This is a genomic window from Enterobacter cloacae complex sp. 418I7, from assembly GCF_050030705.1.
GTDB lineage: Bacteria > Pseudomonadota > Gammaproteobacteria > Enterobacterales > Enterobacteriaceae > Enterobacter > Enterobacter intestinihominis.
In genome coordinates this window covers 224,245-238,731 of record NZ_JBLGUU010000001.1, presented here as the reverse complement: position 1 = coordinate 238,731, position 14,487 = coordinate 224,245, and the positions used below count along the sequence as shown (strand labels likewise).

Sequence of the window (14,487 nt, the reverse complement as noted above, 5' to 3'; positions counted from 1 at the left end):
CGCAACACCCAGTGATTAAGTTTTATTCAGAATGGGTAAATTTTCTTACAGAATGGTGATTATCTGAGCACTAAATACCGCGAACGTTAAAACGCACAGCGAAAAATGCTGAGGTTATCCATAAGCAACGCGAAAAAAGATCAAACTATATATAAAAAAATACAATGGATTATGTCACAAAACCGCAAGCAGGCAGGGGGAAGCAGGGCTAAGGGGTATTTTGAGGACTCGTGTGGGGTAACGCGTTAATGCAAAAAGGGCTAACCTTGCGGTTAGCCCTTTTTAGAATGTGGTCGGCGAGAGAGGATTCGAACCTCCGACCCACTGGTCCCAAACCAGTTGCGCTACCAAGCTGCGCTACTCGCCGAATGCGGAGCGCATCTTACTGCTGAGGTGCGCCCTCGTCAATCCCTTATTTTCAAAAAGCCATTCAACTGGCGATATTCTCGCCAGACCAGCTACTGCGCGGCTTTTGTGGTGTTATCAGGGAGTTTACACCAGTTGTTGTTTTCGTTAATCCCACCGTTCGGTGAGGTATAGCCGAGACAGCCCATAATAGTGTCGTACAGCTCAACGTGACGGCGCGGTACCTTAATCTCTGCCTGCTGTTTCAGGTGGGCAAACATTTTGGCTTTGTCCGGGTTTTCCAGATACTTGTCCGACATCCACATGATCATCGGCACGCGGAACTGCTCTGGTGGCGCCAGCTTACGCGGCGTACCGTGTAAATGCTCTTTCTCGTTGATGGACTCGCCGTGGTCGGCCGCGTAGATCACAATCGCTTTCTTATCGCGAAGCTGGTCAATCACCCGGCTGAGGAAGGTATCCACATACAGAATCGAGTTATCATAGGCATTGATCAACTCCTGCTTGCTACAGTTCTTGTTAATGCCGACGCACTCAGGCGTCCATTTGGCGAAATCGCGCGTGTAACGCTGATAGTAGCTGTAGTGTGACCCTTTGGTATGCAGAACAATTAGGTGCTTACCCTGCGGATGGTTTTTCAGCGACTGTTCCATCTCAGAGAGCAGCAGCATGTCATCAACGTTCTTTCCGCGGTTACGCGGCTCGGCGCCAATCTGCTCGCGGTAGGCGATGTTATCCGCCATGGTGTTGGTGTAGAACCACATCTCACTTTGCATGGCGAACAGATCGGAGCTAAATCCAAGCTGCTTCAGAACAGCAAACACGTTTTGCTCTTTGAGTGTGCGCTGAGGGTTATCACTCGCACCGCCCTCGCGAACAAACATACAGCGCAACGAGAGCTTCGTGGCGGTATCGCAGGAGTAGCCGCGGTATGCCACCAGATTCTTTTCCTGCGCCAGTTTCGGGGTGGTATCGCGGTCATAACCGAGAATACCCATATGATCCCAGCGCGTCGTTTCGCCGATAACGAAGACCACGTAAGTATCATCCAGCCCGTCAGCCGGAGCCTGGTAGGTGAACTTTTTGGTTGGGTTAATCAGCGATTTCACATCGCTGGATTCGTCCGCCTGAGCCCAGGCGTAAAGACCTAACGCCGACAGCCAGTTAGACGGCAGGTACGAGTTAGCCACCACGCCGCCGTAGCTTGGCATATCCACGCCTGTCGCTTTTTCGATCCGTTTTTGCTGCTTTTCCATCAGGCGAATAGGCGCCCATACCAGCAGACCCGCCAGAAGAACGACGGCGACGTTGCGGATGCGCTGTCCCCGGGTACGCAACTGGCGTAACAGGGTGTAGCGACAGGTGTTACTCCAGATAAAGAAGAGCGGGATCAGGCAGGTCAGAATCGTCCACAGGATGAACCCTTGACCCACCACCTCTTTCGAGAGGTCGATGTCCGTGGTCATCACCGAGGCCACAATACCGTAGCCAATGACCACGTTCATGAATGTCATGTAATAGCTTGCGGCGGCGGAGATAATCACCACCAGCGAGGCCAGAATTTGCCATGTACGACGGCCAAAGAGAGAGAGCAGGCGTAACAGGAAGAAGGTCGCCAGAATTGAGCCAAACACTTCAATCGCGGCAAAAATTCCATTTCTTACAGTGAGGTGTTCGAAATAACCTTCCACTCGTCTGAACAGCACCGCGCCATTCAGAAACAAACCGATATAGACAGCCAGCATCAGACACAATCTTTGCTGGGTAAGAGACCTAATATATTTCATGCAAACAACCCTGGGGGAAGGGGTATAAAAACCCGCCGAATCTCAGTGAGAAAGCTGACAGAGTAAGTAGATGCGAGAGAAACCGTTATCAGAAACGTCTACAAGCGCGATAAGTAGACCACAGCAGGGAAGAAAAGTGGCAGCAGAGAATGTGAATCGATGAAGATTTTTACAAAATAGCAAGTCCGGAAGCGATTTAGAAATAAATAAAAGAGGCCCTGCGGCCTCTTTTCATCGCATCATACATGCGCTTCTTTATACAGTTCGCGCTGCGGCTGACGGATCGTGGTGGACAGCGCCAGCGAAATAATCAGCAAAGCGAATATCACGCAGAAGGTCACGTAGAAGCCGCCAAACAGCGAGGCAATCAGTGAACCGCAAATACTGCCGATACCGAAGCCGAGATAAATGACGCCGTAGTTTTTCGCCAGGTTGTTCAGGCCGAAGAACTCGCTCACCAGTGACGGGAAGACGGTAATAGTGCCGCCAAAGTTAAAGGCTACGCAGGCAATTGCTGCAAAGAATGTCGCCTCGTTCAGCGGAGCGAACAGCAGTGCTGCCATACCCACCAGGGAGATGACCTGCCCCAGCGTAATCACACGGATACGGGCGATTTTGTCAGACAGGATACCCAGTACCAGACGACCCGAGAGGTTAGCGATGGAGATGACCGTTACCGCGTTCGCCGCCGTCGCCGCGTCCAGTTTTACCATCCCCTGCGCGATATCTTTCGCCACACCGATGACATACAGACCGCTCATGCAGGCCGTCAGGAACATCACCGCCAGCATCCAGTACTGCGGCTTACGCATGGACTGAGCGAGGGTGAAATCGTTCTCCACCACGCCGTTAACGGTTTTCACTTCCTGCTGCGGCGCATCTTTCATCAGCGTGGCGCCGAAGAGGATCATTACCAGCACAATCACGCCCCAGATCATAAAGGTTTTCTCAAGCCCAACCGAGGCCAGCAGATGGGAGTCAATGAATTTGAACCCCAGGCTGCCCAGGCCATATGAACCAATGGCAAACGCGGAGATAAGCCCTTTACGCTCCGGGAACCACTTCACGCAGTTAGACAGCGTCAGCAGATAACCTGCGCCGTCCGCCAGACCCACCAGCACCCCGGCGCTTAGCCACAGCATCATCAGGTTGTTTGAATGTGCCGTCAGGAAGAAGCCCACGCCCAGCAGGATCCCGGAGGCCATGGTTACGCGCTTCACGCCGAAGCGCTCCTGAAGTTTGCCCGCCACGGAAGAGGAAATCGCTAATCCAAGGCTCAGCAAGCCGAAGGAGAATGCCACCTGGCTTATCGGTGCGCCGAGCTTATTGGACAGGGCGCTGTTAAACAGGCTCCAGGTATAGACCGAGCCCAGTGCGAACTGGGTAACGATGGTGCCGAAAAGCGTCAGCCAACGCGTGCGGTTATAAGTTGATGTGTTCATGGCAGTGTCCTGCAAGAGAAATTAAGGAAGTTCGCTGAGGACACGATAAACAAAACCCCAAAACGCCAGGGGTAAAACGGCATGAAATGCAGGAGATACGGAATGAAATGCCTGGAAGCGGGAATGAATGACCTTGCCGGAAAAGAAAACACTTAAAGGTGAGTGACCACTATCACCACAGCCCGCGCCGTTATTGTATTAAATATGTTACCGCAGCGTTTAAAAAAGTAACAACCCTAAAATTTGGCGCTTAAACCCAGGGTGTACAAATATTCTTCCTCCGACTGCTGGTTGTAGCTGATCTTCGCCCAGGGATGTAAATCACCATACTGCGTATCAACGCGCCACCCCAACGAGTTCACGCTGGCATGCCAGAGGGGATCGGTAAGCGGCTGCGTGGTAGTTGCCTCACCAAATGCATTCACCGTTGCAGGGGGAGCGCCATCAGTGCGCCACGCCATGACGGGGCCGGTGGTAAAATGTCCCGCCACGGGAAAATTCCAGCCGACGCTCAGAACGGTTTCCGCATCTGAACCGGATGGGTCGTTCAGGGCAAAGCCCGCAGCATTCTGCGAATGGTTGATACGCTCCGCGAGAATATCTTCATAACGAGGTTGGTGATCGGCGTCCCATGTATAGCGTTCCGTCGTATTACTTTGTGCATCTGAAACGATATATTCCTGTTGCCACGCAAAAGCGGTGTTACATATAAGCAGGCAGGCTGAGACACCCACCAGGCCAGAAGCAGCATGGCGACCACTGATTTTTTTTAACATCATCAAAGCGACTCCAGAAAGAGCCGAGTTCGGCGATATATGTCATTGTTCGAAGAGGTATTAGGGCGTATAGCCCTGTATTAACTATTGCCTCTTTAGCAAACACGTCAAGCCGGGCAGATTGAAATTTTTGCGTTTACCGTATCAGGAAGGGAGATGACCTATGCAACGTTGCGGCTGGGTAAGCCAGGATCAGCTTTATATCGATTATCACGACAAGGAATGGGGCGTGCCGGAAACCGACGGTAAAAAACTGTTTGAAATGATTTGCCTTGAAGGCCAGCAGGCCGGGCTGTCGTGGATCACCGTTCTGAAAAAGCGTGAGAACTATCGCAAGGCCTTCCACCATTTCGATCCGGTTGCGGTGGCCGCCATGACCGACGAAGACGTGGAAAGGCTGGTTCTGGATACCGGTATCATCCGCCATCGCGGTAAAATTCAGGCCATTATTGGTAACGCGCGTGCTTATCTGGCGATGGAGCAAAACGGCGAACCCTTCTCAGCTTTTGTCTGGTCGTTTGTGGATAACGAGCCGAAGGTGACGCAGGCCGCCACGCTTGCAGAGATCCCAACGTCTACCCCCGCCTCAGATGCCCTGTCAAAAGCACTGAAAAAACGCGGCTTTAAGTTTGTGGGCACCACCATCTGTTACTCCTTTATGCAGGCCTGCGGGCTGGTCAATGACCACATTAAGGGCTGCTTCTGCCACCCGGAGGGCCACCATGATCCGCAAATGGCAAAGTGAGGATACCGCTCCGCTTTTGAGTCTGTGGCTGGAGAGCACCACCGAGGCGCATCCGTTTATCGACGCAAGTTACTGGCAAGCGAATGAAGCGGTAGTGCGGGATGATTACCTTCCCGCCGCCGAGACCTGGGTCTGGGAGGAAAACGGTACCCTGTGCGGTTTTATCAGCGTCATGCAGTTCCAGTTCGTGGGGGCGTTGTTTGTCGCCCCGGCGTTCATCGGAAGGGGGATCGGGCGTGCGCTGCTGAACTATGTTCAGCAGCACTACCCGTATTTAACCCTGGAGGTGTATCAGAAAAACGTGCGGGCGGTGAATTTCTATCATGCTCAGGGTTTTCGCATCGAAGACAGCGCCTGGCAGGATGATACCCAACACCCGACGTGGATCATGAGCTGGCAGGCGGATCAAATGCCGTAAGGGGAAGCGCCGGCCCCTCATATTTCTCCACCCATGCCAGCGCCGTATTCCCCGCACAGCCGTTCCCCAGCTTCGAGCTGGGGAGATCTTTGGTCAGCACGTTTACGGCGCCGTTCTTACAAATACCGCCCTCGTCCAGCGCCAGATCCGGCCATGCTCCCTGATGAATGCAGAACACGCCTGGGCGGATCCCGTCACTCACCACGGCGCCAGCCAGCACCTGCCCGCGTGCGTTCCAGACGCGAACGAGATCGCCGTCGTTAATCCCCCGCGCCTTTGCATCGTCGCTATTCAGCGCGATCGGCTCACGACCCGCCACCGCATACTGCTCGCGCAGAGCCGAATAGTTGAGCTGGCTGTGCAGACGATGGGCAGGATGGGCAGACAGCAGCTGAAGCTGCCCCGGCTGCGCATTGCCATGCCATTCGTCCGGCTCCAGCCACGCCGGGTGCGGCGGGCAGTCCGCGTAGCCAAAGCTGGCGATGCGCTCGCTGTGGATCACAATCTTCCCGCTTTCGGTTTTTAACGGGTTATTCTCCGGATCGCGACGGAAGTCAGCAAAGCGCACAAACCGCGCGTTCTGCTCGCTTTCCGGCATTTCGAAGAGTTGATTCGCCTCCCAGAACTCAGCAAATGGCGGCAGCGTCACGCCCTGCGCAGCCCCGCGCTGGCAGGCAATCTGGTAAAACGTTTCCAGCCATTGCAGATCCGTTTTGCCCTCGGTGAAACGCTCCCGTCCGCCCGCTTCCCATAATTCACTCAGGTCAGCAAAGACGTCAAAATCATCCCGCGCTTCATCCCGGGGAGCCACTACGCGCTTCATCGGCACCATATGCTGGTTGCTGTAATCCCCCGTCATGGTGAGATCGTTACGCTCGAACGAGGTCGTGGCGGGCAAAACGATATCGGCATGTTTCGCTGACGCGGTCCAGAAGCACTCCGAGATCACCACCAGCTCCGGTTTCTGCCAGGCGCGGATCAGGCGGTTGGTATCCTGGTGATGGGTGAAGTTGGCCCCACCCGCCCACCAGACAAACTTAATATCCGGGAAATGGCGATCCTGACCGTTGTGCTGATAAAACCCGCCGGGGTTCTCCAGAGCTTCAACAATGCGTGCCACCGGAATTTTATCCACAGCGTCCACGCCCCCCTGCACCGAGCCCTGCATGGACGCCAGCACCGCCGCTTTACGCGTCGGGTTACCGCCGTTGGCAAAGTGATAGGAAAGGCCAAAACCGCCGCCGGGTGTGCCAATCTGCCCAAGCATCGCGGCGAGCGTCACCAGCATCCAGTGCTTCTGCTCGCCAAACTGCTGGCGCTGCATCCCCCATCCGGACATGAGCATCGTGACATGGCTATGGAATAACGCTGCCAGTTCGCGGATTTTAGCGGCATCAACGCCGCAAATCGCCGCAGCCCACTCTGCGGTTTTGGCGATACCGTCGGTTTTGCCCGTCAGATAGTCGGCAAATTTATCGAACCCCGTTGTGCAGCGCGTCAGAAATTCCGTGTCGTGCCAGCCCTTCTCCACCAGGGTGTGGGCGATACCCAGCATCATCGCCACGTCGGTGCCCATATGCGGCGCGATCCACTCGGCGCTGTCGCCGAAGAAATCAAGCGTTTCAGAACGCATCGGATCGATACAGATGATGCGCTTGCCGCTTTTGCGCAGCGCATCGAAGTAGGAAACGCCCTGCTCGTCGGACGCATTCCAAGCAATTTTAAGGGTATTGAGCGGGTTGGCGCTCCACAGCACCACCACCTCTGTATGCTCCAGCACCAGCGGCCAGCTGGTCTGCTGCTGATAAACCTCATTCCCGCCCACGACATACGGCATGATCGCCTGCGCCGCGCCGGTCGAGTAATCACCCAGATGGCCGGTATATCCTCCGGCCAGGCTCATATAACGTTGCAGCAGGGTTGCGGCCTTATGCAGCACGCCGTTTGAGCGCCAGCCATAGGAGCCGGCAAAAATGGACGACGGGCCATAGCTGTCGCGGATGCGTTTATGCTGCGTATGGATCAGCGCCAGGGCATCGTCCCAGCTCACGCGCACGAACTCATCCTGCCCGCGAATACCTTGCGGTTTATCCGGTGACGCCAGAAAGCCTTTACGCACCATCGGCCAGCGTACGCGGGTTTTGCTATGTACCTGATCGCGAACGACGGTCTGTAAAGAGTTGAGATGGCGCGAAGGCAAAGCCCCGCGAGACGACAGCACGGTGTCGCCATCGGTTTCGACCAGCATCGGCCCCCAGTGGGCGGCGGTCAGAATGGTTTTTGTTGAGGTGCTCAAAGCGTGCGCTCCTGGTTGCGTGCAGGTATGACGGCCTTTCATTGAGGCAGTTTATCGTTTGTGACAAATTTCAGAGTTATACACTGAATTTTCTCCGTATTCGGACGTCATAATCCACTGCCACGTCCGTCGTGGCAAAGAATAAAAAGGATTAAGGAAATAAGATGAAAAAACGCGTACTCGTTATTGCCGCTCTGGTGAGCGGTGCACTGGCTGTTTCAGGCTGCACAACCAACCCTTACACCGGCGAACGCGAAGCGGGTAAATCCGGCATTGGCGCGGGTATTGGTTCCCTGGTGGGCGCTGGCGTTGGCGCACTCTCCTCCTCCAAGAAAGATCGCGGTAAAGGTGCGCTGATTGGCGCAGCGGCAGGTGCAGCCCTGGGCGGCGGCGTGGGTTATTACATGGATGTGCAGGAAGCAAAACTCCGTGACAAAATGAAAGGTACAGGCGTGAGCGTGACGCGCAGCGGTGACAACATCATCCTGAACATGCCAAACAACGTGACCTTTGACAGCAGCAGCGCGACGCTGAAACCCGCAGGCGCGAACACCCTGACCGGCGTGGCCGCGGTGCTGAAAGAGTACAACAAAACTGCCGTGAACGTGATTGGCTACACCGACAGTACCGGCAGCCAGGATCTGAACATGCGTCTGTCGCAGCAGCGTGCCGATTCCGTGGCCAGCTCGCTGATCACCCAGGGCGTAGAAGCGAACCGCATCCGCACCAGCGGCATGGGTCCGGCTAACCCGATCGCCAGCAACAGCACGGCGGAAGGCAAAGCGCAGAACCGCCGCGTTGAGATTACGTTGAGCCCTGTGCAGTAGGTAAAAGCAAAACGGCAACCCTGTTGCCGTTTTAGTGTTTGCGCCCTCTCCCGTGGGAGAGGGTTGGGGTGAGGGCATCAGACCGCCACCCGGCAAATTGCTTGATTCGTCAGATTTTCCCGCTAAGGTATTCTCACTAATTTCAGGGAAATCAGCGATGAGCAAACCAACCCGGGCCACCATCAGCGACGTGGCGAAAGCCGCCAAAACCGGTAAAACCAGCATTTCACGCTACCTCAACGGCGAGAAACACCTGCTTTCCGATGCACTGCTGGCGCGAATTGAACAGGCCATTGCCGATCTCGACTACCGTCCCAGCCTGATGGCGCGCGGCCTCAAGCGGGGTCGTACCCGTCTGATTGGCCTCATCATCGCCGATATCACCAACCCTTACTCCGTTAACGTCCTCAGCGGCATTGAGGCGGCGTGCCGTGAGAAAGGCTTTACCCCGCTGGTCTGTAACACCAATAACGAAGTTGATCAGGAGTTGCACTACCTCGATCTGCTGCGCAGCTATCAGGTGGAAGGGATCGTGGTCAATGCCGTCGGGATGCGCGAAGAGGGACTGAATCGCCTGCAACAATCGTCGCTGCCGATGGTGCTTATTGACCGCAAAATCCCGGAATTTGCCTGCGATGTGGTCGGGCTGGATAACACCCAGGCGGCCACCACTGCCACCGAACATCTGATTGAACAGGGTTTCGAAGCCATTTTGTTCCTGAGCGAACCGCTGGGTATGGTTAACACCCGCCGCGACCGCCTGGCTGCATTTCGTGCCACGCTGGCGCGTTATCCCGGTGTGATCGCCGAAAATGCCGAAATCTCCCTCCATGAAGCCGGTCAGCTGGATAATACCCTGCGCCAGTTCCATACCCGCCATCGGGGTATGCGCAAAGCGGTGATCTCCGCGAACGGGGCGCTGACGCTTCAGGTTGCCCGCTCGCTTAAACGCATTGGCCTGCACTGGGGCAGCGACATCGGCTTACTCGGCTTTGATGAACTGGAGTGGGCTGAACTTGCTGGCGTAGGCATTACCACCCTCAAACAACCCACCTGGCAGATCGGCTATGCCGCGGTTGAACAAGTGGTTCGCCGCATTGAAGGCACCCGCGACGCCGTACGCGAGCAGGTTTTTTCTGGCGAGCTGATCGTTCGCGGCTCTACTACCCGTTAATTTCCCCTTCGTGACAGCGATCATAAATTCAGCATCCCGATCTTTTCTTTGGAACCGGTTCCATCTAGCGTAATACTATCGATTACGCCCTGGAGTCAGGAAATGAGCAGGAAAATTATGGTGGTCACCGCCGCGTATGGCGCGGATCAGGTGCGACAAGCAGGCGGTCAACGGGCGATGCTTCCCGTTATTGCCGGCGCAGGGGCTGATGGCGTTGAAATCCGCCGCGAGCTCTTCAGCAGCGACGAGTTAATGGCCCTGCCTGCGCTCGGCGAGTCCATTGAACTGCTGGGTTTACTGGCGTGCTACTCCGCCCCGGCCCCCCTGTTTATGCCCGATGGAACCCTCAACCCGGATCTTCCGCGCTACCTTAGCGAAGCCAGCACCCTGAACGCCCTGTGGCTTAAAGTCTCGCTGGGCCATTTCAGCGACAAACAACAGCTTGAAGCCCTGCGCGTACTGCTGGATGAAAGCGGCATGACGCTGGTGGTGGAAAACGACCAGACCGACTGCGGTCAGCTCGCTCCGATGCAGCGCTTCAAAGCCGCCTGCCGGGTAATGGCACTGCCGGTCACGCTGACGTTCGATATGGGCAACTGGCTGTGGGTTGGCGACTCCCCGGAAGAGGCTGCACGTCAGTTGGCTCCCGCCGTGAGCTACATTCATGTGAAGGCCGCGATCCCGCATAAGGCGCAATTCCGCGCCGTCGCGCCGGATCAGACCGATTCTCGCTGGCGGGATCTGCTTAATCAACTGCCTGCCGATGCGCCACGCGGTATCGAATTTCCGCTGGAAGGGACGGATCTCACCGCCGTCACCCGCCATTACGTCAACCTGCTGCGCGAGGAGTAAACCATGCACAAGACGCTGGATGTCATCACCATCGGCGAGGCCATGGCGATGTTTGTCGCCACCGAAACAGGCGAGCTGAACGCAGTGGAGCACTTTATCAAACGCGTTGCAGGTGCTGAGCTGAATGTTGCTACCGGCCTTGCGCGGCTGGGGCTGAATGTTGGCTGGGTAAGCCGCGTGGGAAATGACAGCTTTGGCCATTTCGTACTCGACTCGCTGAAAAAAGAGGGCATTGATGCCGCAGGCGTGACCCTCGACGGACGCTTCCCGACGGGCTTTCAGCTGAAATCTAAAGTTGAAAATGGAACCGATCCCATCGTGGAGTATTTCCGTAAAGGCTCAGCGGCAAGCCATCTCTCCGTGGATGATTATCACGCCGCGTATTTCTCCTCCGCGCGCCACCTGCACCTGAGCGGCGTGGCGGCGGCGCTCTCGGCCAGTTCGTACGATTTACTCGATCATGCCGCTTCGGCAATGAAAGCGCAGGGCAAAACGATCTCCTTTGATCCAAACCTGCGTCCGGTGCTGTGGAAAAGCGAAGCGGAGATGGTTGAGAAACTCAACCGACTGGCGTTTCAGGCGGACTGGGTACTGCCGGGGGTAAAAGAGGGAATGATCCTCACTGGCGAGAGCACGCCGGAAGGCATTGCTGATTTTTACCTCAACAAAGGAGTAAAAGCCGTGGTGCTGAAAACCGGTGCTGACGGTGCATGGTTCAAAACTGCCGACGGCGAGCAAGGCGCCGTCGCTGCGGTAAAAGTCGACAACGTGGTCGATACCGTGGGTGCGGGCGATGGGTTTGCCGTCGGGATCATCAGCGCCCTGCTGGAGGGCAAACCGCTGTCGCAGGCCGTGGCGCGAGGCAACAAAATTGGTTCGCTGGCGATTCAGGTGCAGGGCGACAGCGAAGGATTACCAACACGAGCAGAGCTCGGAGTCTAAATTCTCTCTCCCACAGGGAGAGGGCCAGGGTGAGGGCAGCAATCCGCACCAGATAATTAAGCCACCGTGTACCCTACAGACAACGGCGGCAACAACCTCAACAACAGAGGCAAGCCTATGAACAGTTCGACCAATGCAGTAAAACGCTGGTGGTACATCATGCCAATCGTGTTTATCACGTACAGCCTGGCGTACCTGGATCGTGCCAACTTCAGTTTTGCATCCGCCGCCGGGATCAACGAAGACCTCGGGATCACCAAAGGGGTCTCCTCCCTGCTGGGCGCCCTCTTCTTCCTGGGTTATTTCTTCTTCCAGATCCCCGGCGCGATTTACGCTGAACGCCGCAGCGTGCGAAAGCTCATTTTCATCTGCCTGATCTTATGGGGTGCATGTGCATCGCTGACTGGCGTGGTGAATAACATTCCTGCTCTGGCGGCTATTCGCTTTATTCTCGGCGTGGTTGAGGCGGCCGTCATGCCAGCAATGCTGATTTACATCAGCAACTGGTTCACAAAATCTGAGCGTTCACGTGCCAATACGTTCCTGATACTCGGTAACCCGGTCACCGTGCTGTGGATGTCGGTGGTTTCCGGCTATCTGATCCAGTCCTTCGGCTGGCGCGAGATGTTCATCATCGAAGGGGTTCCCGCGATTATCTGGGCCTTCTGCTGGTGGGTGCTGGTGAAAGATAAGCCAGCCCAGGCTAAATGGCTTTCTGAAGACGAAAAAGCCGCACTCCAGGCGCAGCTGGATAAAGAGCAGCAGGGGCTGAAAGCGGTGCGTAACTACGGCGAAGCCTTCCGCTCCCGGAACGTTATTCTGCTATGCGCACAGTATTTTACCTGGAGTATTGGCGTGTACGGCTTTGTTCTGTGGCTGCCGTCGATTATCCGCAGCGGCGGTGAAAACCTTGGCATGGTGGAAGTGGGCTGGCTGTCATCAGTGCCTTACCTGGCTGCAACCATCGCGATGATTATCGTCTCCTGGGCATCGGACAAGCTGCAAAACCGTAAGCTGTTCGTCTGGCCACTCCTGCTGATCGCTGCTTTTGCCTTCATTGGTTCCTGGGCCGTAGGCGCGAACCACTTCTGGGCCTCGTATACGCTGCTGGTGATTGCGGGTGCGGCCATGTATGCCCCGTATGGTCCGTTCTTTGCCATCATCCCGGAAATGCTGCCGCGTAACGTCGCAGGGGGCGCGATGGCGCTGATCAACAGTATGGGTGCGCTGGGTTCGTTCTTTGGCTCGTGGTTTGTGGGCTATCTGAACGGCGCCACCGGCAGCCCTTCAGCTTCTTACATCTTTATGGGGGTGGCGCTTTTTGCCTCGGTATGGCTTACTCTGATCGTTAAGCCTGCTAATAATCAACAGCTACCCGTCGGCGCACGCCACGCCTGAATCCTTTTAAATCAACGGAGATTAGCATGAAGCCGTCCGTCATTTTGTACAAAGCACTGCCTGAAGATCTGCAAAAACGCCTGGAGGAACACTTTACCGTTACCCGGGTAAAGAACCTCAGCCCGCAAACCGTGGCACAGCACGCCGACGCGTTTGCCTGCGCCGAGGGCCTGCTGGGTTCAAGCGAAAAGGTGGATGCAGCGCTGCTGGAGAAAATGCCGAAGCTTCGTGCAACCTCAACCGTTTCTGTGGGCTACGACAATTTCGACGTGGATGCGCTTAACGCGCGCAACATCCTGCTGATGCACACGCCACATGCTCTGACGGAAACCGTCGCCGACACGCTGATGGCGCTGGTGCTCAGCACTGCTCGTCGCGTGGTGGAGGTGGCTGAGCGCGTGAAAGCGGGCGAATGGACGAAAAGCATTGGCCCGGACTGGTTCGGCGTGGACGTACATGGCAAAACGCTGGGGATTGTTGGGATGGGCCGTATCGGTCTGGCGCTGGCACAGCGCGCCCATTTCGGCTTCAACATGCCCATTCTGTATAATGCACGCCGTCATCACGCTGAAGCTGAAGAACGTTTCAACGCCCGTTACTGCGAGCTTGATACGTTGTTGCAGGAAGCCGACTTTGTCTGCCTGATCCTGCCGCTGACGGATGAAACGCGTCATCTCATCGGCAGGGCGGCGTTTGAAAAGATGAAGAAATCGGCCATTTTCATCAACGCAGGTCGCGGCCCGGTGGTCGATGAGAAGGCGCTGATTGAGGCACTGCAAAACGGTGAGATCCACGCCGCCGGTCTGGACGTGTTTGAACAGGAGCCACTGCCGGTGGATTCTCCGCTACTGAACATGCCAAACGTCGTCGCCCTGCCCCACATCGGCTCTGCAACTCATGAAACACGCTACAACATGGCGGCGACCGCCGTGGATAACCTGATTGCCGCGCTCGGCGGTAAAGTGGATAAGAACTGCGTTAACCCGCAGATACAACAGTAGAAACGAAAAAACCCGCCAGAAGGCGGGTTTTTGAATTTTGTGCTACTGGGTTGGAAGCTTACAGGCTTACAACGTTACCAGCTGCTGGGCCTTTAGCGCCGCTTTCGATGGTGAAGGAAACTTTCTGACCTTCATCCAGAGATTTGTAGCCATCGTTCTGGATAGCAGAGAAGTGTACGAACACGTCTTTAGAGCCATCGTCAGGAGTGATGAAGCCGAAACCTTTATCAGCGTTGAACCATTTTACCAGACCAGTCATTTTAGCAGACATAGAAATTACCTTATTAACAAATATATTGTGCCTTCCGGCTTGATGGATTGCGTTACAGATTTTTAAGCGATGAAGGAAGGGTCACTACGAAGGGTATCTATGGATAACAATCTGGACTGCTTTACTAAACTGCTTTAGGTCTGTGTAACAAACCGACGAACATAGTTATACCGATATGGTAGAAGAATGACA

The 14,487-nt window shown here is 55.5% G+C and carries 13 protein-coding genes and 1 tRNA gene; 8 read left to right on the top strand and 6 right to left on the bottom strand.

The genetic code is table 11. The annotated features are described in order from the left end of the window. Positions 1-290: 290 nt before the first annotated feature. The 4 genes from ACQG0S_RS01190 to ACQG0S_RS01175 form a co-directional block, all read right to left on the bottom strand. Positions 291-367, bottom strand: a tRNA-Pro gene (locus ACQG0S_RS01190). Between the two features lie 91 nt (positions 368-458). Beyond that, positions 459-2,153 carry a kdo(2)-lipid A phosphoethanolamine 7''-transferase gene (gene eptB, locus ACQG0S_RS01185; protein ID WP_022646694.1) on the bottom strand — a complete coding sequence of 565 codons (1,695 nt, stop codon included), beginning with the start codon at positions 2,151-2,153 and terminating at the stop codon, positions 459-461. A 239-nt stretch (positions 2,154-2,392) separates the two neighbouring features. Continuing rightward, entirely contained in the window at positions 2,393-3,595 is a 1,203-nt protein-coding gene (locus ACQG0S_RS01180; protein ID WP_048965802.1) for an L-lactate MFS transporter, read from the bottom strand. A 236-nt stretch (positions 3,596-3,831) separates the two neighbouring features. Continuing rightward, positions 3,832-4,374, bottom strand: coding sequence for a lipase (locus tag ACQG0S_RS01175; RefSeq protein ID WP_038415055.1), 543 nt, complete (start codon positions 4,372-4,374; stop codon positions 3,832-3,834). 160 nt (positions 4,375-4,534) lie between these two features. Between ACQG0S_RS01175 and tag the strand changes: the two genes are divergently transcribed. Together tag and ACQG0S_RS01165 are read left to right on the top strand one after the other, a co-directional pair. After that, complete coding sequence (tag, locus tag ACQG0S_RS01170; RefSeq protein WP_022646691.1) at positions 4,535-5,116, top strand: DNA-3-methyladenine glycosylase I; 582 nt, start codon at positions 4,535-4,537, stop codon at positions 5,114-5,116. Further along, positions 5,094-5,534, top strand: a complete 441-nt coding sequence (locus ACQG0S_RS01165; RefSeq protein WP_022646690.1) for an N-acetyltransferase — start codon at positions 5,094-5,096, stop codon at positions 5,532-5,534. The genes tag and ACQG0S_RS01165 overlap by 23 nt, the downstream gene beginning before the upstream one ends. On the opposite strand, the gene ACQG0S_RS01160 is transcribed toward ACQG0S_RS01165, so the two are convergent. Then, positions 5,503-7,872, bottom strand: a complete 2,370-nt coding sequence (locus tag ACQG0S_RS01160) for a molybdopterin guanine dinucleotide-containing S/N-oxide reductase (protein ID WP_048965801.1) — start codon at positions 7,870-7,872, stop codon at positions 5,503-5,505. The two genes, ACQG0S_RS01165 and ACQG0S_RS01160, sit on opposite strands and share 32 nt — an antisense overlap. A 122-nt stretch (positions 7,873-7,994) precedes the next feature. On the opposite strand from ACQG0S_RS01160, the gene ACQG0S_RS01155 reads away from it, so the two are divergent. From ACQG0S_RS01155 to ghrB, 6 genes are all read left to right on the top strand, one after another. Then, entirely contained in the window at positions 7,995-8,657 is a 663-nt protein-coding gene (locus ACQG0S_RS01155) for an OmpA family lipoprotein (RefSeq protein WP_022646688.1), read from the top strand. A 157-nt stretch (positions 8,658-8,814) separates the two neighbouring features. Beyond that, a complete protein-coding gene (locus ACQG0S_RS01150) occupies positions 8,815-9,831 on the top strand; it encodes a LacI family DNA-binding transcriptional regulator (protein WP_048965852.1) in 1,017 nt (338 codons plus the stop codon). A 102-nt stretch (positions 9,832-9,933) separates the two neighbouring features. Beyond that, positions 9,934-10,683 carry a sugar phosphate isomerase/epimerase family protein gene (locus ACQG0S_RS01145; protein WP_046621680.1) on the top strand — a complete coding sequence of 250 codons (750 nt, stop codon included), beginning with the start codon at positions 9,934-9,936 and terminating at the stop codon, positions 10,681-10,683. 3 nt (positions 10,684-10,686) lie between these two features. Next, positions 10,687-11,625, top strand: a complete 939-nt coding sequence (locus ACQG0S_RS01140) for a sugar kinase (protein WP_048965851.1) — start codon at positions 10,687-10,689, stop codon at positions 11,623-11,625. 117 nt (positions 11,626-11,742) lie between these two features. Next, positions 11,743-13,023 carry an MFS transporter gene (locus ACQG0S_RS01135; RefSeq protein WP_001089079.1) on the top strand — a complete coding sequence of 427 codons (1,281 nt, stop codon included), beginning with the start codon at positions 11,743-11,745 and terminating at the stop codon, positions 13,021-13,023. Positions 13,024-13,049: 26 nt separating this feature from the next. Next, positions 13,050-14,024 carry a glyoxylate/hydroxypyruvate reductase GhrB gene (gene ghrB, locus ACQG0S_RS01130; protein ID WP_022646684.1) on the top strand — a complete coding sequence of 325 codons (975 nt, stop codon included), beginning with the start codon at positions 13,050-13,052 and terminating at the stop codon, positions 14,022-14,024. Positions 14,025-14,082: 58 nt separating this feature from the next. Here the strand turns inward: ghrB and cspE are convergent, their stop codons facing one another. Continuing rightward, on the bottom strand, positions 14,083-14,295 hold the full coding sequence (gene cspE / locus ACQG0S_RS01125; RefSeq protein ID WP_003860775.1) for a transcription antiterminator/RNA stability regulator CspE: 213 nt from the start codon (positions 14,293-14,295) through the stop codon (positions 14,083-14,085). Positions 14,296-14,487: the final 192 nt, after the last annotated feature.

Coding starts and splice junctions, on each gene's coding strand:
- ACQG0S_RS01145 (WP_046621680.1), top strand. CDS start 9,934: ATGAGCAGGAAAATTATGGTGGTCACCGCCGCGTATGGCGCGGATCAG.
- ACQG0S_RS01150 (WP_048965852.1), top strand. CDS start 8,815: ATGAGCAAACCAACCCGGGCCACCATCAGCGACGTGGCGAAAGCCGCC.
- tag (WP_022646691.1), top strand. CDS start 4,535: ATGCAACGTTGCGGCTGGGTAAGCCAGGATCAGCTTTATATCGATTAT.
- ACQG0S_RS01165 (WP_022646690.1), top strand. CDS start 5,094: ATGATCCGCAAATGGCAAAGTGAGGATACCGCTCCGCTTTTGAGTCTG.
- ACQG0S_RS01180 (WP_048965802.1), bottom strand. CDS start 3,595: ATGAACACATCAACTTATAACCGCACGCGTTGGCTGACGCTTTTCGGC.
- ACQG0S_RS01140 (WP_048965851.1), top strand. CDS start 10,687: ATGCACAAGACGCTGGATGTCATCACCATCGGCGAGGCCATGGCGATG.
- ACQG0S_RS01175 (WP_038415055.1), bottom strand. CDS start 4,374: ATGATGTTAAAAAAAATCAGTGGTCGCCATGCTGCTTCTGGCCTGGTG.
- cspE (WP_003860775.1), bottom strand. CDS start 14,295: ATGTCTGCTAAAATGACTGGTCTGGTAAAATGGTTCAACGCTGATAAA.
- ACQG0S_RS01135 (WP_001089079.1), top strand. CDS start 11,743: ATGAACAGTTCGACCAATGCAGTAAAACGCTGGTGGTACATCATGCCA.
- ACQG0S_RS01160 (WP_048965801.1), bottom strand. CDS start 7,872: ATGAAAGGCCGTCATACCTGCACGCAACCAGGAGCGCACGCTTTGAGC.
- ghrB (WP_022646684.1), top strand. CDS start 13,050: ATGAAGCCGTCCGTCATTTTGTACAAAGCACTGCCTGAAGATCTGCAA.
- ACQG0S_RS01155 (WP_022646688.1), top strand. CDS start 7,995: ATGAAAAAACGCGTACTCGTTATTGCCGCTCTGGTGAGCGGTGCACTG.
- eptB (WP_022646694.1), bottom strand. CDS start 2,153: ATGAAATATATTAGGTCTCTTACCCAGCAAAGATTGTGTCTGATGCTG.